This is a genomic window from Paraburkholderia tropica, from assembly GCF_900109265.1.
Lineage (GTDB): Bacteria > Pseudomonadota > Gammaproteobacteria > Burkholderiales > Burkholderiaceae > Paraburkholderia > Paraburkholderia tropica.
In genome coordinates this window covers 25,665-46,708 of the sequence record NZ_FNZM01000019.1, presented here as the reverse complement: position 1 = coordinate 46,708, position 21,044 = coordinate 25,665, and the positions used below count along the sequence as shown (strand labels likewise).

Below are 21,044 nucleotides of genomic sequence, written 5' to 3'. Positions count from 1 at the left end.
CCCGGCATGGGCTCGCACGAACAGTCGTTCGGCCGGCAGGTCTCCTGGCTCGCAGGTCGGCGGCCGCATCGGCCTTCCCGGTAAAACCAGTGGCTCGGGTGGATGCGGTCTCGCTGCTCACAGTCGCGGGGGCGGCCACAGTTTTGCTGTGTTCCCTTTTATGCCGTCGAGGTTTTCAGGCCCGTCCGGCGCCGGCGGAAGCGGTATTATGCCCGTTTTCCAGCGTGCTCCGCGAGACGAAACGGCGCGCGCGCAACCCGGAACGGAGATCGGATGCAGGGCAGGCGGGCGTGGCTGACGGTGATCGGCATAGGCGACGACGGATACGCGGGACTCGGACGCGCCGCGCGGCGCGCGCTGTTCGAGGCGGATGTCGTGACGGGCGGCGAGCGTCATCTCGCGATGCTGCCCGCGCGCGTGGGGGCGCGCCGCGAGGCCTGGCCGCAGCCGTTCAGCGTCGCGCCGCTGCTGGCGCTGCGCGAATCGTCGCAATCGCAGTCGCGCGTATGCGTGCTCGCGAGCGGCGATCCGATGTGCTTCGGCGTGGGCGCGACGCTCGCGCGTCATGTGCCGATCGATGAAATGGCGGTGCTGCCCGCGCCGTCGTCGCTGTCGCTGGCGGCGGCGCGGCTCGGCTGGGCCTTGCAGGACGTGGCGGCGGTGTCGCTCGTCGGCCGTCCGCTCGACGCGCTGCGCCGCCATCTGTTCGCGCGCTCGCGCGTGCTTGCGCTGAGCGCCGACGGCCGCACGCCCGCCGCGCTCGCGGCGCTGCTCGCCGCGCAGGGTTTCGGCGCGACGCGCCTGAGCGTGTTCGAGCATCTGGGCGGTGCGCTCGAACGTCGCATCGAAGGCCGCGCCGATGCGTGGCAAGTGGACGAATGCGCCGCGCTCAATCTGGTCGCGTTCGAATGCGAGGCCGACGACGCCCGGCGTGCCGATGCCTGGACGCTCACACCCGGCCTGCCCGACGACGCCTTCCAGCACGACGGCCAGCTCACCAAGCGCGATGTGCGCGCGCTCACGCTCGCGCGCCTCGCGCCGACGCCGGGCGCGCTGCTCTGGGACGTGGGCGCGGGCAGCGGCTCGATCGGCATCGAATGGATGCGCGCGCATCCCGCTTGCCGCGCGATCGCGATCGAAGCGAACGCGCAGCGTCAGCGCTTCATCGAGCACAACCGCCACGCGCTGGGCGTGCCCGCGCTGCAACTGGTGGCGGGCCGTGCGCCCGATGCGCTCGCGGGCCTCGCCGCGCCGGACGCCGTGTTTATCGGCGGCGGCGTGACGGTGCCGGGCGTGCTCGACGCCTGCTGGGAACGGCTCGCGCCGGGCGGGCGGCTGGTCGCCAACGCGGTGACCGTGCAGAGCGAGGCGGCGCTCGTCGCGTGGCGCGCGCAGCACGGCGGCACGCTCACGCGCATCGGCATCGGCGAGGCGGAACCGCTCGGGCGTTTCGATACCTGGCGCCAGGCGCTGCCCGTCACGCTCTACGACGTGCGCAAGCCATGAGCGCGCGCGCGCCTCGTCTCCTGTTGCTCGGCGGCACCGGCGACGCGCTGCGCATCGCGCGCACGCTCGCGCCCGAGCATGTGTACAGCCTCGCGGGTCTGGGCCGCGTGCCCGCCGATCTCGCGTGCGCCGTGCGCGTGGGCGGATTCGGCGGCGCGCCAGGACTCGCGCGCTATCTCGCCGACGAAGCGATCTCGCTCGTGCTCGACGCCACGCATCCGTACGCCGCGCGCATCAGCGCGAACGCGGCGCAGGCGTGCGCCGACGCGCGCCTGCCGTACTGGGCGCTGCGCCGCCCGCCGTGGCAGCCGGAAGCGGCCGACGATTGGCGTTTCGTCGACGGCTGGACCGGCGTGACGGACGCGCTCGCACCGTTCGCGCGTCCGCTGTTCACGCTGGGCCGCGAACCGCTCGCGCATTTCGACGAGATTCCCGCGCATCAGCACTGGACGATCCGCTGTCTCGATGCACATCCCGGCCACGCGCGCGCCGAGGTGATCGACGCGCGCGGGCCGTTCACGCCCGAAGGCGAGCGCGCGCTGTTCGCGGCGGGGCGCTTCGATGTGATCGTCAGCAAGAACAGCGGCGGGGCGGCCACCGAAGCGAAGCTCGCGGTCGCGCGCGAACGCGGCTTGCCCGTGGTGATGATGCGGCGTCCGACGCTGCCGTCCGCACAGCGCGAATTCGACGCGCCGCAAGAGGCCATCGACGCGCTTCGCGCTTTTGTTGCTCCGAGCTTTCGATTCACCGATTAACACGCAGGATTTCAACGCATGACCGTCTACTTTATCGGCGCGGGTCCGGGCGATCCCGAACTGATCACCGTGAAGGGCCAGCGCCTCGTGCGCACGTGTCCCGTGATTCTCTACGCGGGCTCGCTCGTGCCGCCCGCCGTCCTCGACGGCCACCGCGCGCAGCAGGTGGTGGACACCGCGCCGCTCACGCTCGACGAGATCGTCGCGCTGCTTGATGGTGCGCATCGCGCCGGACACGACGTCGCGCGCGTGCACTCGGGCGATCCGTCGCTGTACGGCGCGATCGGCGAGCAGATCCGTCGTTTGCGGGAACTCGGGATTCCTTATGAAATCGTGCCGGGCGTGACCGCGACGGCGGCCTGCGCCGCGACGCTCGGCAGTGAACTCACGCTGCCCGGCATTTCGCAGACGCTGATTCTCACGCGCTACGCCACCAAGACCGCGATGCCCGAAGGCGAAGCGCTCGGCGATCTCGCGCGCCATCGCGCGACGATGGCGATTCACCTGGGCGTGCGGCATATCGCGCGCATCGTCGAGGAACTGCGTCCGCATTATGGCGACGATTGTCCGGTGGCCGTGGTTTATCGGGCAAGCTGGCCCGACGAGGAACGCGTGACGGGCACGCTCGCGGATATCGTCGCGAAAGTGCAAGCCACCGATATCGAGCGCACGGCGCTGATTCTGGTCGGCCGCGTGCTGGGCGCGGAGGGATTCGCGGATTCGACGCTGTATGGCGCGGGGAAGCGATAAGGCCCGCATTTCCCCGCATTTGACGGGTTCGAGCGTGATTCGAGCTTGACTTGAACGACGACAATGCAGTTGCATTGCCTAGGCAATGCGTTTGCATTACCATTGCATGTATGACGAACGGATGCAATGGGAGTCGATCATGGCCTCTTCTTTTGTGCGCGACGCGGACCTGATGGTCGAGGCGGAATCCTCGCTGACCGACCGCTATCAGACTACGGTGCCGGAGCCGATCCGGCGCGCGCTGAAACTCGGCAAGCGCGACAAGATTCATTACAGGGTCAAGTCGTCGGGCGAAGTCGTGATGGAGCGCGCCGCGCCCGAGGACGAAGAAGATCCAGCGTTCGCGCCGTTTCTGGATTTTCTCGCGCGCGAAATCCAGCATCGGCCGGAGACGCTGCGCTCGTTTCCGCCGGCCTACGTGGCGCGTGTCCGGACGTTGACGCAAGGCGTCGAGATCGACCTCGATGCGGCCCTTTCCCCGGATGACGAATGACCACGGCGGGGGCATCACACGCGCAGACACCGATACTCGTGGTCAATGGATGGGCGATCTTCGCCCATCCGTGCTTTCTCGATCAGCTCGAATCGTTGTTGGAAGAAGTCGAGGCGCTCAAGCGTAAGCTCCCGGAAGATTACCTGACGAAGAACGCGACCAGGCGGCTCGCGGCCATCGCGAAGCTTGCCTGGGAACTGATCCCCGACGATCCGGAGAAGGCGGAATACCGGCAAGGCGACACCTTGGGCGATGCGCGCAAACACTGGTTCCGCGCGAAATTTTTCCAGCAATATCGCTTGTTTTTTCGCTTTCACAAACCGAGTCGAACGATCATTCTTGGCTGGGTGAACGACGATCGGACCCGGCGCGCCTATGGCTCGGCGAGCGACGCCTACCGGGTGTTCGGCAAGATGCTGGACCGCAAGCGACCGCCGGACGACTGGGACACGTTGCTGGCCGAAGCGCGCGCCGCCACGCCGGGACTGGCGAAGGCGACGGGTTCTTCGAGCGCTGCTGCGAAGTCAGCAAAATAAAAAAGGCCGTCGCAAGACGGCCTTTTTTGCATGCGGCGCCAGCCCGTCAACCCCCACCCTCAATGCGCCCCCGCATGCTCGTGATCCGCGTGCGTGCGCGGCTGCGTCACCACGCTCACGGCGGCGAGCACGACGATATTCACGCCGAGCGCCAGAAAGCCGATATTGATGTCCTTGAGCGCATCGGGCGCGAAGGGGATCAGTTGCGCGACGCTCACGTGCATCAGCGTGGTCAGCGCGACCACCAGCGCGCCCGCGAGAATCCCGCAGAACGCGCCTTGTTTCGTCACGCGATTGCGCGGCGCGAGGCTGCACACCAGCGCCGGGAACAACTGCGTCACGAAGTTATAGCCCATCAGCAGGAGCGCGACGATCGTATCGCCGCCCTTGAGCGTGAAGCCGACCGCCACCAGCGCGATCACCGGCACGAACATGCGCGCGAGCCGCGCGACGCGTGCGTCGTCGGTGGTTTTCATCATCGCGCCGCGATAGACGTCGTTGGCGAGCAGCGTCGATGCCGTGGTCAGGATCATCGAGCCCGGCACGAGCGCTGTGAGCACGCCCGCCGCGCCGATCACGCCGACGAACCACGGGTCGAAGGTTTGCAGCGAAAGCCGGAACAGCGAGAGATCGATGTCGCCGCCCTTGAGGCCCGGCACCTTGAGCACGGCGGCGAATCCGCAGAAGAACACGAACAGCAGGATCAGCTGATACAGCGGCAGGATCATCGCGTTGCGGCGGAAAATGCGGTCGTCCTTCGCGGTGTAGACCGAGCCGAACGTATGCGGCCACATGAAGAAGCCAAGCGCCGTGAGCAGCACCGTCGACTGGAACCACGTCACGCTCTGGCCCTTCGCGGGGAAAGTGAGGAAGCCCGGTTTGGCGGCATCGATGGCGCGGAACATCTCGCCGAGGCTGCCGTAATGATGGATCGGCAAATAGATGCCGAGGAACACGGCGATGGCGAGAATCATCGTGTCCTTCACGACGGAATTCCACGCGCAGCCGCGCACGCCCGAGACGATCACGTAGGCCGTCACCACGGCCGCGCCGATCCAGATGGCCGCCGTCGACGAAATCGCGCCGTACGAGGCCGTCGTCACGATGATGCCGAGGCCCTTCAGTTGCAGTACGAGATACGGCACCAGCGCGAGCACGCCCACGCACGCGACCAGCACGCCGAGCGCGGGGCTGTTGTATTTGCGCGCGAAGAAATGCGGCTGCGAAACGAGGCGGTGCTGCTTCGCGAAGCGCCAGATGGGCGGCAGCATCCAGTACGAGAGGATGTACGCGAGCGTCGCGTAAGCGAGGATGTAATAGACGGGCGCGCCCTTGCCGTACGCGAAGCCGCTGCCGCCGAGAAACGTGAACGTGGTGTAGATCTCGCCCGCCATCAGCAGGAACACGAACGCGGTGCCGAAGCTGCGTCCGCCCACCGACCACTGTTCGAGATTCATGTCGTGGCCGCGCCGCGCGCGCATGCCGAGCGCGAGCGCCACGATCGTAATCGCCACGATGATGAGAAGCGCGCTCATGATCGCACCTCGCGCGGCAGGTCGGATTCGCCGTCGAGCGCGACGCGGTTCGACGGATCGAGCCGGTAGACGATCGCCATGATCACCGAGGTCAGCACGACCCACATCACGATCCACGCCAGCACCAGCGGCATGCCGAGCACGAGCGGCTCGGTATGGTTCACGAACGGCACGCCCAGCAGGATGCCGATGAAGGGCAGGGCGGCAAGCAACCTCAGTGACATGGCGACTCCTTGGGAAGAAGGCAAACGTTGCGTCCGGGTGCGGTCCCGCCACTCTATTCCCGCGAACGCGCCCCGTAAAGCTGCCAAAAATCCCTGATCTCCCGCCTGCGGCGCGCGCCGGTACGCGGGTATCGTTGTTGCGTCGCATCAAGCGTGCGGCGGCCCGCGCGCGGGCAGGCACCGTCGGGACACGCCGCGCATCGCTTTGGGTACACTGCACGCAGCCTGGCCCTCGTGGGGCCTTACCGGATTGCCTTCATGATCGAGAGCCTCATTTCCGACATTCTGTTCGGTTTCACCGGACTGATCAGCATCATCAACCCTATCGGCATCGCGTTCGTCTTTCTCGACCGCACCTCGACGCTCACCGACGAGGAGCGCCGCCTGCTCGCCAAGCGCGTCGCCACCAACGCCTGTTTCGTGCTGCTCGCGGCCTTTTTCGTCGGCACGCCGATCCTGCATTTCTTCGGCATTTCGATGGAGGCGCTGCGTATCGGCGGCGGTCTCGCGGTGGCCGTTTCCGGCTGGCAGATGCTCAATGCGCCCGAACCGGAGCCGCCCGTGGCGAACGATCCGGCGGTCAAGCCGGTGAGCGCGTGGTCGGCGACCGGCAAGGCTTTCTTTCCGCTGACGATTCCGCTCACCACCGGTCCCGGCTCGATTGCCACGGCCATCGCGCTAAACGCGAACCGCACGCACAAGCTGTCGGCATGGCTGCTGTCGAGCATCGCGTCGGTGGCGATTTCGGTGCTCGTGATGGTCGTGATCTATTACGTCTACAGTCGCGCCGCGCGCCTCGCGCACTATCTGGGCGTGGAAGGCACGCGCGTGGCGATGCGCGTCTCGTCGTTCCTGTTGTTGTGCATCGGCGTGCAGATCATACTCACCGGACTCACGGGCTTTCTCACGCCGATTGCCGGGCTTCACGTCGCGAACTGAGCGGGCGAAAGCGCCCGGCGCGGCCGCCCTCATCGACATCGTCAGACGAAGGAGTGACTCCATGTGCCGTTGGCTCGCCTACACGGGCAACGCCGTGCCGCTCGAAACCGTGCTGTTTCGCGCGCGCCATTCGCTGATCGACCAGAGCCTGCATTCGACGCTCGGCGCCACCACGACCAACGGCGACGGCTTCGGTCTCGGCTGGTATCAGCATCCGCATGACATTCCGTATCGCTATCGCAGCGTGCATCCGGCCTGGAACGACCGCAATCTGCGCGAACTCGCGCGCGCCGTGCAGGCGCCGATGTTCCTCGCGCACGTGCGCGCCGCGACGCATACGCCGGTGCAGGAAACCAATTGCCATCCGTTCCGGCATCGGCGCTGGATGTTCGCGCACAACGGGCTGATCGAGAGTTTTCCGCTGGTGCGGCGCGAGTTGCTGGTCGCGATCGATCCGGGCCGCTTCAATGCGCTCGAAGGCTCGACCGATTCGGAGGCGATGTTCTATCTGGCGATGACTTTCGGTCTCGAACTCGATCCCGTGCTCGCGCTCGAACGCATGGCGGGTTTCGTCGAGGCGACGGCGAAGGCGCACGGCATCGAGCCGGCGCTCAACATGACGGTGTGCGCGAGCGACGGCGAACAACTCGTGGCGGTGCGTTATTCGAGCGAGCGCAATTCGCGTTCGCTGTTTCATAGCACGTCGTTCAAGCATCTGCACGAGCTGTATCCCGACGATCCGCGCATCAATGCGGTCGGCGAGGATGCCTATCTGCTCGTCTCGGAGCCGATCGTCGATCTGCCGGACGCGTGGGCGGAAGTGCCGGAGTCCACCGCGATCGTCGTACGCGGCGCGCAGATCGAGTATCGGGATTTCGTGCCGAAAATGCCCTGAAATACGGGGCGCGAAGTACGGGCCGGGAGCGCTGTAACGCTCAGCTCGACGGCGGCAGTTCCAGCGGGCCGAGCGGCCCGAGCGGTCCCAGCGGCGCGAGCGCGGCGCGGCGCACGGCGGCGCGCGCGAGCAGCTCGTCGAACAGCGCGGCGTCCACCGGTTTGACGAGATGCATCTCGAAGCCCGCCGCGCGCGTGAGTTCGACGTCGGCGGCCTGGCCGAAACCGGTCATCGCCGCGAACAGCGTGTGCGCGAGCGGCGGGTGCGCGCGCAGAAAACGCAGCGCCGCATAGCCGTCGATCTCGGGCATGGCGATGTCGATGAGCGCGGCGTCGGGCGTGAAGTCGCTCACGCATTCGCGCGCCTGGGTGGCGCTATAGGCCACGCGCACGTCGTGGCCCTTCAACTCCAGCAGCATCGCGAGGCTGTCGGCGGAATCGCGGTTGTCGTCGACCACGAGCACGCGCAGCGGCGCGGCCGCGTCGTGCGCGCTCGCGATCGGCTCGACGGTGCTGATCAGGCCGTCGCCGAGCGGATTCGCGCCCGCGCTCTGCGCACTCGCGCGCGACAGCGGCAGACGGATCGTGAACGTGCTGCCCATGCCGGGCCCGTCGCTCGCCGCCGAAATCGTGCCGCCGTGCAGCTCGATGAGCGAGCGGCACAGCATCAGGCCGATGCCGAGTCCGTTCTCGCTCGGTCCCGGCATCGAGCGGTCCTGGCTGAAGAGGCCGAAGATCGACTCGAAGGTGTCGGGCCGCAGGCCGCGTCCTTCGTCGCGCACCTGGATCTGCACCGTGCGCGCCGCGCTCTGCGTGTCGATGACGATGCGGCTCTCGTCGGGCGAAAACTTCGAGGCGTTGTGCAGCAGGTTCTGCAGCACCTGCACGAGGCGCGTGTGGTCGCCGGTCATGGCGATCGGCGCGTCGGGCATGTGCACGTCGACGCGCTGGCGGCGCGCCGCCGTGAAGGGCCGCGCGGCATCGACGGCATGGCGCATCACTTCGCAGAGATCGAGCGGCGCCTCGCGCAATTCGATCTTGCCGGAGGTGATGCGGCCCACGTCGAGCAAATCGTCGACGAGCCGCGTGAGATGCACGATCTGCCGGTCGATCAGATCGCGCGCCTGGTCGATTTCGGGGCTCGCGCCCGGCATCAGCCGCATCGTGGCGATGGCGTTGCGCACCGGCGCGAGCGGATTGCGCAGCTCGTGCGCGAGCATGGCGAGGAACTGCTTCATCTGCTCGCTCGAATGCTCGAGTTCGTCGGTGCGGCGGCTTTCGGTCATATCGCGCGTGACCTTGGCGAAACCGGTCAGGCGACCGTGCATGTCGTGAATGGCCGTGAGCGTGACGTTGGCCCAGAACATCGAGCCGTCCTTGCGCACGCGCCAGCCTTCGTTGATGCAGCGCCCCATTTCGGCGGCGCGGCGCAGTTCGCGCTCGGGCGCGCCGGCGGCGGCTTCCTCGGGCGGATAGAACACGGAAAAATGCTGACCGACGATTTCGGCGGGGCGATAGCCCTTGAGGTTGGTCGCGCCGCTGTTCCAGCTCACCACGCGGCCTTGCGGGTCGAGCATGAAGATTGCGTAATCGCTGACGCTTTCGACCAGCAGGCGAAAGCGTTCTTCCGACAGGCGCAGCGCCTCGACCTGGCGGCGCTCGGCCGTGAGGTCGCGCGTGACCTTGGCGAAGCCGGCGAGCGAGCCGTCCTGTTCGCGCAGCGCCGTGATCACGACGTTGGCCCAGAACATCGAGCCGTCCTTGCGCACGCGCCAGCCTTCGTCGTTGAAGCGGCCGTGCAGCGCGGCCTGTTCGAGCTCGTGCTCGGGCCAGCGGCGGCCGTTGGCTTCGTCGGTGTAAAAGCGCGAGAAATGCTGACCGATGATCTCGTGGGCCTCGTAGCCCTTGATGCGCGCCGCGCCGTTGTTCCAGCTCACGACGTAGCCGCGCGGATCGAGCAGGAAGATCGCGTAGTCCTCGATCGGCTGCACGAGCGCTTCGAAGCGGCGTCCGCTATGGCCTTCGGCGGCGAGGCCTGAGTCGGGTTGCAGGGCGGAGCCGGACGTCGTCATGGTCCTTGTTTCGCGTTGAGGTCTCTCAGATGATCGGGGCGCGCAAGGCGCGCGCCCGCGGCCGGCGCCCCTTGCCGGGGCGGCACTGTTCGCGCGCAGCTTACCACGCACGCTGGCCCGCGCGGTCGTACTTTTCGGCCACGGCGGGAATGCCGGCGCGCACCTGGCGCTCGGCGCGGCGTACCTGGCGGGTGAGCTGCACCACATGCGCGGGCACGCGGCGGCGGCGTCCGAGGGTCCAGAACACGCCGCGCAGCAGCGCGAAACCGGCGGGTCCGAGCGAGCGCTGACGCGCGAACACGGCCAGCGCGCGGCCGGTGGCGGCGAGCGCGTCGCGCATCGGCAGACGCATCCAGGCGACCCACGCGGCGTTGCGCGCAAGCGCGCAGTGCTGCGCGCGCGTGAAGCCGCGATAGAGCGGTTCGCGATGCGCAAGCGCCTGCTCGCAATAGACGATCGCATGGCCGGCGGCCAGCAGGTCGAGCGCGGCCAGTTCCTCCGCGCCGCCGTGCGAGAGGCGCGTTTCATAGCCGCCGAGCGCGCGGAACACGGCGGTGCGGACAATGCACGCGCCCGCCATGTAGCCCGCGAGCGTGGGGCCGGGCGGCTCGTCGGCGGCGGGCGAGGTGGCGTGCAGCATCAGGCAGGCCGGGTGGATTTCGCGTTCGTCGTCGCCGACAACGCGGGCATTGAGCACGGCGACCTGCGGATGCTCGTCGAGCAGCAGCGCCGCGCGCGCGAGCGCGCCGGGCGCGAACCACGTGCTGTCGTCGCAGCAGGCGACGTACTCGGTCGGCGCGAGCGAAATGGCGCGATTGAAGCCCGCCATGCCGAGGTCGCCGAGCGCCTGAACGATGCGGACCTGCGGAAACAGCGACGCGAGCAGGCCGACGGTGGAATCGGTCGAGCCGTTGTCGGCGACGATTACGTAGGGGCGCTCGGGCAGCGCGGTGAGGCGCGCGACGGTGTCGATGGTCTGGCGCACGTGATTGCGCGTGAGCACGACCACGGTGACGCGCGGTCCTGTGCGGGGACCGGGTTCGGCGGCTGAGGCGGGATCGGAGACGTTCATGGCGGTTCGGACGGCGCAAGCCGGCTGCCAGTGTGCAGATTGCTCTGCGGTCATGAGGTCGAGCATACGCCGAAGGCGCGCTGTATGCACGCTGCGGCCGGTTTGGCGCGGCGGCGTGGGCGCGTCGCACATCGCGCTGCACGGACGCGGTGCATGGGCCGATGCTGCATTGCGGGGCGTTTTTGCGTGCCGAGCCGTGCGGACCCGTGCAGACAGATACGGCGCGCGGCCCGAATCGTTTCAGATTGTGGCGTGGATGGCGCGGCGTCTGTTCGCTGCTACGCGTTGCGGTGCGAACGGCGCTTGGGCTGGATTGATCGGCGATTCATGCGCATCAGTCCGCATCAGTCCGCATCAGTCCGCGCCAATTGCGCGCGGCGATTTCGTCGAGATGCGCGAACAGGTCGGCGGGATCCTCGTAGACGCGCCGATTCGCTTGTGCGAGATCGGCGCGAATCAGCGTGAATCGGTGCCCGAATCACTGAGCCGGAATCGTCGCGCCTTCCGTATGCGGATACATCACGAGCAGCGCGCGCAGCACGCCGTTGGTCCAGCCGAAGCCGTCCTGCAGCGGATATTCGCCGCCGCCCGCCGACGACGCCTTCGCGGCCGCCGCGCTCACGTCGTACTTTTCGACGAGCTTGACGGTGCGTCGGTAATAGACGAGGTTGGTCGCGATCCAGCGCGTGGCGATGGTCTGCGCGAGCGCGCGTTCGCCGTAGCGGCGCAACCCGGCGATCGCGAGATATTGCAGCGGCGCCCAGCCGTTCGGTTCGTCCCATTGCTGGCCGCTCGACACCTGCGTGGTGGCGAGTCCGCCCGGCCGCAGCAGCCCCGCGCGCACGGCGGCGGCCACCTGGCGCGCCTGCGCGCGCGTGGCGACGCCCGTGTAGAGCGGATAGACCGTCGCCGCCGTCAGCCGGTGCGTGAGCGTGTGATGCACGAAATCGTAGTCGCTGAACGCGTGCAGTTGCGGGTCCCAGAGCACGCGTTCGATGGCCGCGCTGCGTTGTTGCGCGCGCCGGGTCATCGCCTGGGCTTGCGCGGCGTCGCCCTTCAGGCCATAGGCTTTCGCGAGCGTGCGTTCGAGATCGACGAGCAGCGCGTTGAGATCGACGGGCACGAGCGAGGTGATGTCGATGGTCGCGAGCGTGTGGTTGTCGGCGAACCAGCGCGAGCTGAAATCCCAGCCGGTTTCGCCGCCCGCGCGCAGATTGCGCCACAGGTCGGCGGCGTCGCGCTGCGGCGCGGCCTGGGCCGTCAGCACGTCTTCGCGGTAAGACTCGTCGCGCGGCGTGGCGCGCGCGTCCCAGTAGCGGTTGAGCAGCGTGCCGTCCGCGAGACGCACGACGTGCTGCGCGGCTTCGCCGGGCTTGAGCGTGTCTGCGCCCGCCATCCAGTAGTCGTATTCCTTGCGCAGTTCCGGCAGATAGCGCACATAGACGGCGTCGCCGTCGCCGTCGCGCTGCGCGACGAGCGCCACCATCTGCGCGAAGAACGGCGGCTGCGAGCGGCTCAGGTAATAGGTGCGATTGCCGTTCGGAATGTGGCCGTAGCGGTCGATGAGCGTGGCGAAATTGTCGAGCGTGTCGCGCGTGAGATCGTGCCGCCCGCTCGCTTCCAGGCCGAGCATGATGAAGTACGAATCCCAGTAGTAAATCTCGTTGAAACGGCCGCCCGGCACCACGTACGGATTCGGCAGCGGCAGTAGCGACGAATAGGGTTGCTGGCCCGCGTCGGGGTTGCGGCGCAGCACGTCCCAGAGCGTGTCGATATGGCTCACGACGTTCTGGTTCGGATCGGCGACATAGCTGTCGGTGGCGACTTTCGCGGCGGAAAAATGCTGCTCGACGAACTGCCGCAGCGCGGTTTTACGCGCATCGGCGTCGGTGATGTTCGCGTGCTCGGTGCGCCAGCTTGCGTAGGCCTCGACGATGTTGGCGGGCGCTTCGTTTGGCGTCATGTCCGCGAACGTTTTGCTGTCCGGATAGACCTGCGCAAGTTCGACGTCGCGATAAAGCTGGCCGTAAAGCTCGGACGGCGGCAGCGGCAGAGCGGTCGTTTCCTGCGCGGTTTGCGGCGCCGTTTGCGGTGCTGTTTGCGTCGCTGTTTGCGCGAACGCCACGCCGTGTGCGCCGCATCCGAGTGCGAGCGCGATGCACAGCGCGGCGGCGCGGTGTTTCAGCTTCGTGTGCGTTTGTTTCCGATCGGAAATTGGGAAAACACGCGGAAAAACTTCGTTGACGGCAAGGCGACGAGAGGCGAACGAATTCGGCATGGCGTTGAGATCGTTTTTCGAAGTGGTCAGTAACAAGGCGTTGGCGCGCTGCAGCAAATTCCATTCCGTCCGACGCGTGCGCGCCGCGCGTGTTCGGCCTGCGTTTCGGCCCGTTATTCGCAATTGAGATAGTCCCTATTCTCGATATCGCGTTGCGCGATATCGCCTGCGCCCGCCAAACTTGCGCAAAATCAACATGCAAATGGAGACAACCCGCATGCGCACTCAAGTTGGCATCATCGGCGCCGGGCCCGCAGGCCTGCTGCTTTCCCACCTCCTTCATCTGCGCGGCATCGACTCGGTCGTGCTCGACATGCGCGGCCGCGAGCAGATCGAATCGACGATCCGCGCGGGCGTGCTCGAACAAGGCACGATGGACACGCTCAGCGAAGCCGGCGTCGGCGCGCGCATGAAGGCTGAAGGCGCGCTGCATCACGGCTTCGAGCTGGCGTTCGAAGGCAAGCGCCGCCGCATCGATCTCACCGATCTGACCGGCAAGTCGATCACCGTCTACGCGCAGCACGAAGTGCTCAAGGACCTCGTCGCCGCGCGCGTGCAGGCGGACGGCAAGCTGTTCTTCAACGTCAGCAACACCTCGATTCACGGCATCGACACCGATGCGCCGTCGATCCGCTTCGACCACGCCGGCGAGCAGCACACGCTGCATTGCGACTACGTGATCGGCTGCGACGGCTCGCAAGGCGTGTCGCGCGCCGCGATTCCGGCGGCCTTGCGCCAGGATTACGAACGTGTGTTCCCGTTCGGCTGGTTCGGCATTCTCGTGGAAGCGCCGCCGTCGTCCGACGAGCTGATCTACGCGCGCCACGACCGCGGCTTCGCGCTCGTCAGCACGCGCTCGCCCAACGTGCAGCGCATGTATTTCCAGTGCGATCCGAAAGACAACGTCGACAACTGGTCCGACGACCGCATCTGGGCGGAGCTGCATGCGCGCGTCGATTCGCACGACGGGCATCAGGTGGTGGAGGGCAAGATCTTCCAGAAGAACATCGTCGGCATGCGCAGTTTCGTTTCGACGACGATGCAGCACGGCCGCCTGTTCCTCGCCGGCGACGCGGCGCATATCGTGCCGCCGACGGGCGCGAAGGGCCTCAATCTTGCGGTCGCCGACGTGCGTGTGCTGACGGCCGCGCTCGTCGCCTTCTACAAGGAAAGCCGCACCGATCTGCTCGATGCGTACAGCGAAACCGCGCTGCGCCGCATCTGGCGCGCCGAGCACTTCTCGTACTGGATGACGCGCATGATGCACCGTCTCGACGATGCGTCGCCGTTCGAACAGCGTCTGCAGGTCGCGGAACTGGAGCACGTGACCACGTCGCGCGCGGCGGCCATGGCGATGGCCGAGAACTACGTCGGCGCGGTCGCGGTGTGATGCGCGGCGCGCGAATCCGCCAGATACTGCTGGAAATGCAGCGGTAAAACACAAGGGGCGCTCAGGCGCCCCTTGTTTCATGGTCGATTCGCCGTTCAAATGCGGTTCAGACGCCGCTCAGATCGCCGCGAGCGGCGCGACGCCGAATTCCGCCGCCAGATCGCCGAACGGCTCGCGCACCGAATCGGGCAGATCGATCGTGGTCTGATGCAGCGCGCGATTGTGCGCCTCGTACTCGCCCGGATACTGCACGGGTTGCGTCGGGTCCTGCGGCGGGCAGCTCAGCAGATAGTCGAGAAACGAATCGACTTCCTGCGAACGCCACGTCGCGTTGAAGTCCACCTGCGGATCGAGCACGAGCGCGAACATGTTGTTGTGCGCCACGCCGTTGCTCGGATTGTCGGGATGAATCGTGCCGCCGCCCGAGAGCACGCCCGCGAGCAGTTCCGCCACGAGGCCGAGCGCATAGCCCTTGTGCGCGCCGAACGGCAGCAGCGCGCCGGGCGGCTCGGCGAGCAGCACGTTCGGGTCGGTGGTGGGCTGGCCGTTGGCGTCGATCAGCGAACCGGGCGGCGCCTGCAGGCCGTTTTCCGCGAGCACGCGCGCCTTGTTCACGGCGATCGCGCTGGTCGCGATATCGACCACGAAGGGCGGACGCCCGCCCGGCAACGGTCCCGCGAAGCAGAGCGGATTGGTCGTGAGACGCGGCTCGCGGCCGCCGTACGGCGCGACGATCGGCGGCCGGTTCACGACGTTGGTGAACGCGAGCAGCACGAAGCCCTGTTCGGCGACCATTTCGCCGTAATGACCCATGCGGCCCAGATGGTGCGTATGACGCAGCGTGACGATGCACTGGCCGTGGTCGCGCGCGCGGGCGATGGCATCGTCGATAACCACCTTGCCGACGTGCTGGCCGAAGCCGGTATGGCCGTCGTAGGCGATCAGCGCGCCGCGGTCGACCACGCGTTCGGGCCGTCCGTCGGCGACCACGAGGCCCGCTTCGAGACCGCGCCGGTAGTTCGGCAGGATCGACAGGCCGTGGCTCGCGTAGCCCACGCGGTCGGATTCGATCAGGTGGTCGGCGATATCGGCGGCGATGTCGGCGGGCACCGAGAGATGCGTGAGCACGTCCACGGCGAAGCGGCGTGCATCGGCGATTGCGACTTCCATGTGCGGCTCCTGATTGCATGAAGCGGCGCGCCTGGCCGCGAGCGGCGGCGCGCCGTGTTGTCTTGATGTCGATCGGACGTGCGCTCAGATCCAGCCGAGCCAGCGCCACCACGTCGCCGCGAACAGCAGCAACAGCAGATAGCCGACGATCGTGAGCACGATGCCCACTTTCGCGAACTGTTTCGCGGTGAAGGTTTCGGTGGCGAGGCACACCATGTTTTGCGGCGCGTTGATCGGCAGGATGAAGCCGAAGCTCACCGTGAAGCCGAGCAGCATCGCCACGCCGAGCCGGTTGAAGTCGCCCGACATCGATTGCAGGACCGCGATCAGGATCGGCAGCATCGCGGACGTGAGCGCGGTCGCGCTCGCGAAACCGAGGTGGATCACGATCAGGAACGCGGACAGGATCGCGAAGGCCATGAACGGACCGGCCGTATCGAGGCCCGTGTGATGCGCGACGAGGTCGCCGAGCCACTGGCCCGCCTTGGTCGTGAGCAGCGCGGTGCCCAGACTGATGCCCACGCCGAACACGATCACCGTGCCCCAGGGAATGCGGCTCTGCACGGTCTTCCAGTCCATCACGCCGAAGCGCGGCAGCAACAGCAGCACGAGGCCCACGTAAGTCACCGAGGTGGTGTCGAAGGGGTGCAGCTTGCCCTCCGTGGCCCAGAAGCACAGCAGGCCGATGGAGACGCCCAGCAGGCGCTTCTGCGGCCCGGTCATCGGCCCGAGTTCGCGCAGCGACTTCTCGACGGCTTCCTTGCCGCCCGCGATGGCGTCGGTTTCGGGCGGCAGCATCTTGAGCACCAGCACGAGCAGCACCACCGACATGATGATCGCCCACGGCGCGCCCGCGATCAGCCAGTCGAGCCAGGTCACGCGCGCGCCGAGCATCTTGTCCATGAAGCCCACGGTCAGCAGGTTCTGCGCGGCGGCCGTCTGGATGCCGATATTCCAGATGCTGGTCGCTTCCGCCACCACGATCATGATGCCGGCCGCGATGTTCGAGCGCTTGTCCACGCCGAACGCCGAGATCACGCCGACCATGATCGGCACCACGCAGGCGCTGCGCGCGGTGGCGCTCGGCACCACGAGCGAGAGCACGATGGTCACCGCGATCGCGCCGATCAGGATGCGCCGCGTGGTCGTGCCGATCAGCGAGAGCGTGACGAGCGCGATGCGCTTGTCGAGCCCGGTCACGGTCATCGCCGCCGAGATGAACAGCGCGCCCGCCACCAGCGCGAGCGCCGAGTTCGAGAAGCCGGCGAGCGCCATGGTGATGGCTTTGGAGGTGCCGTAGTAGACAGTCGGGTCTTCGATGGTCGGCGCCGTGCCGACCAGAAACGCCATCAGCGAGGTGATGATGATCGCGCTCGCTTCGTAGGAGACGGCTTCGGTGAGCCACACGACCACGGCGAAGGCGAGGATCGCGAGCATGCGCTGGCCCGCGACGGGCAGGCTCGCCGGCAAGGGCAGCAGCAGCACGATGACGAGCGCGACGACGCCCGCGATCAAGCCGATGGGGATGCCTTTTTTCGGCGTCGACTCGGGTTTCGGCGGGGTGCCGGCCTGCGGATTCGCTGCATTCATGACGTGGACTCCGGGTGGAACTCGCGGGCCGTCATGCGCGAGGAGCGGGCGGCGGCGGGCGAGGCGAATCGTGTCGGTGCGTGCGGCTCGAACAGCCTGGATATCGGTGATCGGGTCGGCGCGGGTCTGGCCCTGCGTCACGCGATGGTTTGGCCGATGGCGGAAAAGATCGTCCCATATCGGGCACGGCGATGCGCCGAAGGTGCGCGCGAAACGACTCGTCGGCGGGCGCGATGGCGCGGTTCGTCATCGTGTCGATGAGGTGTTGGCGTCGTCGCGGGATCGCGAAGAGGCTGGAAAAAGCGGGGGGAAATGCGGCGCGGCGGTGGGCGGAGAAGGGCGTGGTGCGCGCTGGGTGCGGCGATCGAATGGCGCGGGATCGGTGCGGGATGGGTGCGAGATCGGCGCGAGATCGGCGCGAGATCGGCGTCCGGTCGTGTTTGAAAACGGAAACCGGCCGACCGCGCCGGTTCCCGTGCACACGCGTTACTGGCTCGCGCCTGCGGCCGCGGCGGCTTTCTTCTGTGCGTCCTGGATGTTTTGCGGGTAGTTCGGGTCGTTGTTCGCGGGCTTGTAGCCGGCGTCCTCGAGCTTCTTCAGTTCCGCGTTGTTCTTCGCGCGGGCGGCCTTGCGTTCGGCCTTGTGCTGCGCGCGCGCTTCCTTGCGTTTCTGCGCTTTCTGTTCCTTGGTGAGCGGCGCGGAGGCAGCGGGCGCGGCCTGCGTGGCGGCCGGCGCGCTGGCATCCTGGGCGAAGGACGGCGCGGCGACGCCGAGCGCGAATGCGGCGACGGCCGCGGCGAGAGTCAGCTTGCTGGTGGTGGAGCGCATTGATACCCCTCTTGGTTGATTTGTACCGCTGGTTTAGGGCTTGTGATGCAAGGATGCGAGAAGCGGTGTCCGCGCGAACGCGGACGCCGTCGACGGGCCCTGACGGCCCGCGACCCAATGTATACGATCCGTGCCGAAGACGGTAGCAAGGCCGACCCTGGCTTGCCGCGCGGCTTTTGCGCTGTGTTTATCGCGTGCTGCGCAGGGCCGCCGCGTGAGCGCGCACGGATGCGGAGGACTCCGCTCATGCCGTTTATGCCCTCCGCGCGGCGCGGGTGTTGCCAATGTCGTTGATGTCGCTGATGTCGATCAAAGCGCGCGCCCGGACGCGAGTTTCGCGGCCGCGCGCTCGACGAGACGCGTGCGCTCGGCCAGCGATGCGGCGTTGAGCGCGCGCACACGCTCGACCACGGCGGCCGGCGCGGTGGCGGGATTGCCCGCGTCGAACGGCGGCGCGGGCGCGTATTCGAGCTCCAGTTGCAGGTCCTGCGCCGCATCCACGCCGATCAGTTCCGCCGCGAGCGTCAGCGCGAAATCGATGCCCGCCGTGATGCCGCCGCCGGTGATCAGGTTGCCGTCGCGCACCACGCGGTCCTGCACGGCGATCGCGCCGAACGGCTCCAGCAGCGTGTGAAAGGCCCAGTGCGTGGTCGCGCGGCGGCCGCGCAGCAGGCCCGCCGCGCCCAGCACGAGCGCGCCGGTGCAGACCGACGTGACGTAGCGCGCGCCGCTTGCCTGGCGGCGCACGAAGTCAAGCGTGACGTCGTCGTCGAGCAGCGGGCCGACGCCGCTGCCGCCCGGCACGCAGATCACGTCGAGCGGCGGGCAGTCGTCGAAGGTCGTGTCGGGCGTGAGCCGCAGGCCCGTCGCGCCGACCACTGCGTCGCGCGTCTTGCCGACGAGCCGCACCGAGGTGTCGGGCATCGAGGCGAATACGTCCCACGGACCGCAGAGATCGAGCGGCTGGACGTTGGGGAAAAGAAGAAAGCCGATCTGGAGCGCCATGCTGTTTTCCGATAAGTGAGTTGAACCGGGCGTGAGGGCGTGGAACTTCGCCAACGCGCCAACGTGATCACTTTAGGCAGACGCGCATGCGCCAGAGCGCCAAAAATGGCGCAAAAGCTGCCAGCGTCACCGGACGCTTATCAAAAATGCGGAAGAGGCTGCGGCGCACGGGCGTGGTGCAAGGCGCGGCGAAGGCGGTGAGAAGAGCGCCCCGCACGGGCCTTTCCCGCGCGCTGAAACACGGTGCACGTCATGCGCGGACACGGTGCGGATCGAAACGCAGCGCCACGGAGCACGGGCAACGCACAGGCAACGCACAAGCAACGCGCCATGCCGCCCGCACATGCGTACAATCCGGGCCACCCCAGTTTTTGCGGAACTCGTCATGACACCACCCATCTCACAGACGCGCTCCTTTACGACCGTCTTTCTGATCGAAATGTGGGAGCGCTTCGGCTATTACGGCATGGCCGCGCTGCTTGTGCTCTTCATGGTCGGCCAGGTCGGCTTTACCGACAGCCAGGCCAATCTCACCTGGGGCGCCTTCACGGCGCTCGTCTACGCCGCGCCGGCCATCGGCGGCTGGATCGGCGACCAGGTGCTCGGCGCGCGCCGCACGATGGTCGCGGGCGCGGTCGTGCTCGCCATCGGCTATCTGATGCTCGCGCTGCCCAACGACAGCCTGCACCACATGTTCGCGTCGCTGGGCGTGATCGTGGTCGGCAACGGGCTGTTCAAGTCGAACGCCGCCAACCTCGTGCGCCGTATCTACGAAGGCGACGACGCGCGCCTCGACAGCGCGTTCACCATTTACTACATGGCCGTGAACGTCGGCTCGACCGTGTCGATGCTCGCCACGCCGTGGATCAAGGATCATTGGGGCTGGCACGCGGCCTTCGCGGTGTGCTGCGCGGGCATGGTGTTCGGCGTGCTCAACTTCTTGCTGATGCGCCGCACGCTCGCGCATATCGGCACCGCACCCGACGACGAACCGCTGCGCCTCGGCCGCGCGGCGCTCGTGGCCGTCGGCGGCGTGGCGCTGGGCGCGGCCACGCTGTTCGTGCTCCAGCACAAGGATGTGGCGGTTGCCTGCGTCTATGCGGCGGGCGTCGTCGTGCTGCTGGTGTTCGTCTGGATGCTGGTGCGCTGCGAACGCGCCGAACGCGCCGGCCTCGTCGCCGCACTGATCCTCGTGTTCCAGGTGATTCTGTTCTTCATCTTCTATCAGCAGATGTCGACGTCGCTGACGCTGTTCGCGCTGCGCAACGTCGATCCGCAATTCTCGTTGTTCGGGCACGCGCTCTTTAGCTGGAGCCCGGCGCAATTCCAGGCGCTCAATCCGATCTGGATCATGCTGCTTTCGCCGCCGCTCGCGATGCTCTACACGTCGCTCGCGAAGCGCGGCCGCGACGTGCCGGTGGCCGTCAAATACGCGATCGGCTTCGCCGTGGTCGCCGCGGGCTTCTTCGTGTTCGCGGGCAGCGGACGCTACGCCGTGGACGGGCGCGTGTCGTCGTGGTTCATGGTGGCGGGCTACGGGCTCTATTCGCTCGGCGAGCTGCTCGTGAGCGGCCTCGGCCTCGCGATGGTCGCGCGCTACGTGCCCGCGCGCCTCGGCGGCTTCATGATGGGCGCGTATCTGGTGGCCACGGGCATTTCGCAGTATCTGGGCAGCGTGGTGGCGAATCTCGCGCAGATGCCGTCGGGCGAACTCGACGCCGTCACGTCGCTGCCGCTCTATACGCGGCTGTTTACGGGGCTCGGCTGGCTCGCGGCGCTCGGCATGCTGATCGCCGTGCTGCTGCTGCCGCTCATGCGCCGTCTTTCGCGCGAGCATCACGCGAGCAGCGTCAAGGTCGAAGGCGACGCACGCGAGCCTTCAGCCACTGCTTAACACCGGACGCTGCCGCATTGCGGCGCGCGCGAACGCAACGCCCGGATGTCGTGCACGTCCGGGCGTTTTGCATGGCGCGCGCCATTCGCGTCACGCCGTTCGCGTCATTCTGG

Annotated in this window: 18 protein-coding genes and 1 riboswitch; of the genes, 9 read left to right on the top strand and 9 right to left on the bottom strand. The window is 67.4% G+C overall.

Annotated elements, in window-relative coordinates:
* Nucleotides 1-17: 17 nt before the first annotated feature.
* A riboswitch (cobalamin riboswitch) is annotated at nucleotides 18-211 on the bottom strand.
* Nucleotides 212-273: 62 nt separating this feature from the next.
* From BMY06_RS28535 to BMY06_RS28515, 5 genes are all read left to right on the top strand, one after another.
* The gene (locus BMY06_RS28535) at nucleotides 274-1,506 is read left to right on the top strand and encodes a bifunctional cobalt-precorrin-7 (C(5))-methyltransferase/cobalt-precorrin-6B (C(15))-methyltransferase (protein WP_074986655.1); all 1,233 of its coding nucleotides are present in this window, start codon (nucleotides 274-276) and stop codon (nucleotides 1,504-1,506) included.
* Complete coding sequence (locus BMY06_RS28530) at nucleotides 1,503-2,261, top strand: cobalt-precorrin-6A reductase (protein WP_074986654.1); 759 nt, start codon at nucleotides 1,503-1,505, stop codon at nucleotides 2,259-2,261. The genes BMY06_RS28535 and BMY06_RS28530 overlap by 4 nt, the downstream gene beginning before the upstream one ends.
* An 18-nt stretch (nucleotides 2,262-2,279) precedes the next feature.
* Nucleotides 2,280-3,011 carry a precorrin-4 C(11)-methyltransferase gene (gene cobM, locus BMY06_RS28525; protein ID WP_065059504.1) on the top strand — a complete coding sequence of 244 codons (732 nt, stop codon included), beginning with the start codon at nucleotides 2,280-2,282 and terminating at the stop codon, nucleotides 3,009-3,011.
* Between the two features lie 139 nt (nucleotides 3,012-3,150).
* Nucleotides 3,151-3,504 carry a type II toxin-antitoxin system PrlF family antitoxin gene (locus BMY06_RS28520; protein ID WP_244144440.1) on the top strand — a complete coding sequence of 118 codons (354 nt, stop codon included), beginning with the start codon at nucleotides 3,151-3,153 and terminating at the stop codon, nucleotides 3,502-3,504.
* Entirely contained in the window at nucleotides 3,501-4,040 is a 540-nt protein-coding gene (locus BMY06_RS28515) for a type II toxin-antitoxin system YhaV family toxin (protein WP_074986653.1), read from the top strand. Before BMY06_RS28520 ends, BMY06_RS28515 begins: the two co-directional genes overlap by 4 nt.
* Before the next feature lie 59 nt (nucleotides 4,041-4,099).
* Here the strand turns inward: BMY06_RS28515 and BMY06_RS28510 are convergent, their stop codons facing one another.
* Entirely contained in the window at nucleotides 4,100-5,575 is a 1,476-nt protein-coding gene (locus BMY06_RS28510; protein ID WP_074986652.1) for a sodium:solute symporter family protein, read from the bottom strand.
* Nucleotides 5,572-5,799 carry a DUF3311 domain-containing protein gene (locus BMY06_RS28505; protein WP_065059507.1) on the bottom strand — a complete coding sequence of 76 codons (228 nt, stop codon included), beginning with the start codon at nucleotides 5,797-5,799 and terminating at the stop codon, nucleotides 5,572-5,574. Before BMY06_RS28505 ends, BMY06_RS28510 begins: the two co-directional genes overlap by 4 nt.
* Nucleotides 5,800-6,057: 258 nt before the next feature.
* Here BMY06_RS28505 and BMY06_RS28500 point away from each other — a divergent pair, with 258 nt between their 5' ends.
* The gene (locus tag BMY06_RS28500; RefSeq protein ID WP_065059508.1) at nucleotides 6,058-6,738 is read left to right on the top strand and encodes a MarC family protein; all 681 of its coding nucleotides are present in this window, start codon (nucleotides 6,058-6,060) and stop codon (nucleotides 6,736-6,738) included.
* A gap of 61 nt (nucleotides 6,739-6,799) precedes the next feature.
* The gene (locus BMY06_RS28495; protein WP_074986651.1) at nucleotides 6,800-7,633 is read left to right on the top strand and encodes a class II glutamine amidotransferase; all 834 of its coding nucleotides are present in this window, start codon (nucleotides 6,800-6,802) and stop codon (nucleotides 7,631-7,633) included.
* Between the two features lie 40 nt (nucleotides 7,634-7,673).
* On the opposite strand, the gene BMY06_RS28490 is transcribed toward BMY06_RS28495, so the two are convergent.
* The 3 genes from BMY06_RS28490 to treF form a co-directional block, all read right to left on the bottom strand.
* Complete coding sequence (locus BMY06_RS28490) at nucleotides 7,674-9,704, bottom strand: PAS domain-containing hybrid sensor histidine kinase/response regulator (protein WP_080180678.1); 2,031 nt, start codon at nucleotides 9,702-9,704, stop codon at nucleotides 7,674-7,676.
* A 100-nt stretch (nucleotides 9,705-9,804) separates the two neighbouring features.
* Nucleotides 9,805-10,776, bottom strand: a complete 972-nt coding sequence (locus BMY06_RS28485; protein ID WP_065059510.1) for a glycosyltransferase family 2 protein — start codon at nucleotides 10,774-10,776, stop codon at nucleotides 9,805-9,807.
* Between the two features lie 478 nt (nucleotides 10,777-11,254).
* Nucleotides 11,255-12,901, bottom strand: a complete 1,647-nt coding sequence (gene treF, locus BMY06_RS28480; protein WP_244144439.1) for an alpha,alpha-trehalase TreF — start codon at nucleotides 12,899-12,901, stop codon at nucleotides 11,255-11,257.
* Nucleotides 12,902-13,271: 370 nt separating this feature from the next.
* Here treF and BMY06_RS28475 point away from each other — a divergent pair, with 370 nt between their 5' ends.
* Nucleotides 13,272-14,444, top strand: a complete 1,173-nt coding sequence (locus tag BMY06_RS28475; protein WP_074986650.1) for a 4-hydroxybenzoate 3-monooxygenase — start codon at nucleotides 13,272-13,274, stop codon at nucleotides 14,442-14,444.
* Nucleotides 14,445-14,561: 117 nt separating this feature from the next.
* Here BMY06_RS28475 and BMY06_RS28470 read toward each other — a convergent pair whose 3' ends face one another.
* From BMY06_RS28470 to BMY06_RS28455, 4 genes are all read right to left on the bottom strand, one after another.
* Nucleotides 14,562-15,614: an Ldh family oxidoreductase gene (locus tag BMY06_RS28470; RefSeq protein WP_074986649.1), complete on the bottom strand. Its 1,053-nt coding sequence runs from the start codon at nucleotides 15,612-15,614 to the stop codon at nucleotides 14,562-14,564.
* A gap of 84 nt (nucleotides 15,615-15,698) precedes the next feature.
* Nucleotides 15,699-17,204 carry a DASS family sodium-coupled anion symporter gene (locus BMY06_RS28465; RefSeq protein WP_065059513.1) on the bottom strand — a complete coding sequence of 502 codons (1,506 nt, stop codon included), beginning with the start codon at nucleotides 17,202-17,204 and terminating at the stop codon, nucleotides 15,699-15,701.
* A 486-nt stretch (nucleotides 17,205-17,690) separates the two neighbouring features.
* On the bottom strand, nucleotides 17,691-18,032 hold the full coding sequence (locus BMY06_RS28460; RefSeq protein WP_065059514.1) for a hypothetical protein: 342 nt from the start codon (nucleotides 18,030-18,032) through the stop codon (nucleotides 17,691-17,693).
* Between the two features lie 309 nt (nucleotides 18,033-18,341).
* Nucleotides 18,342-19,037: a DJ-1/PfpI family protein gene (locus BMY06_RS28455; RefSeq protein ID WP_074986648.1), complete on the bottom strand. Its 696-nt coding sequence runs from the start codon at nucleotides 19,035-19,037 to the stop codon at nucleotides 18,342-18,344.
* Between the two features lie 385 nt (nucleotides 19,038-19,422).
* Here BMY06_RS28455 and BMY06_RS28450 point away from each other — a divergent pair, with 385 nt between their 5' ends.
* On the top strand, nucleotides 19,423-20,931 hold the full coding sequence (locus tag BMY06_RS28450) for a peptide MFS transporter (RefSeq protein ID WP_074986647.1): 1,509 nt from the start codon (nucleotides 19,423-19,425) through the stop codon (nucleotides 20,929-20,931).
* Nucleotides 20,932-21,044 lie beyond the last annotated feature (113 nt).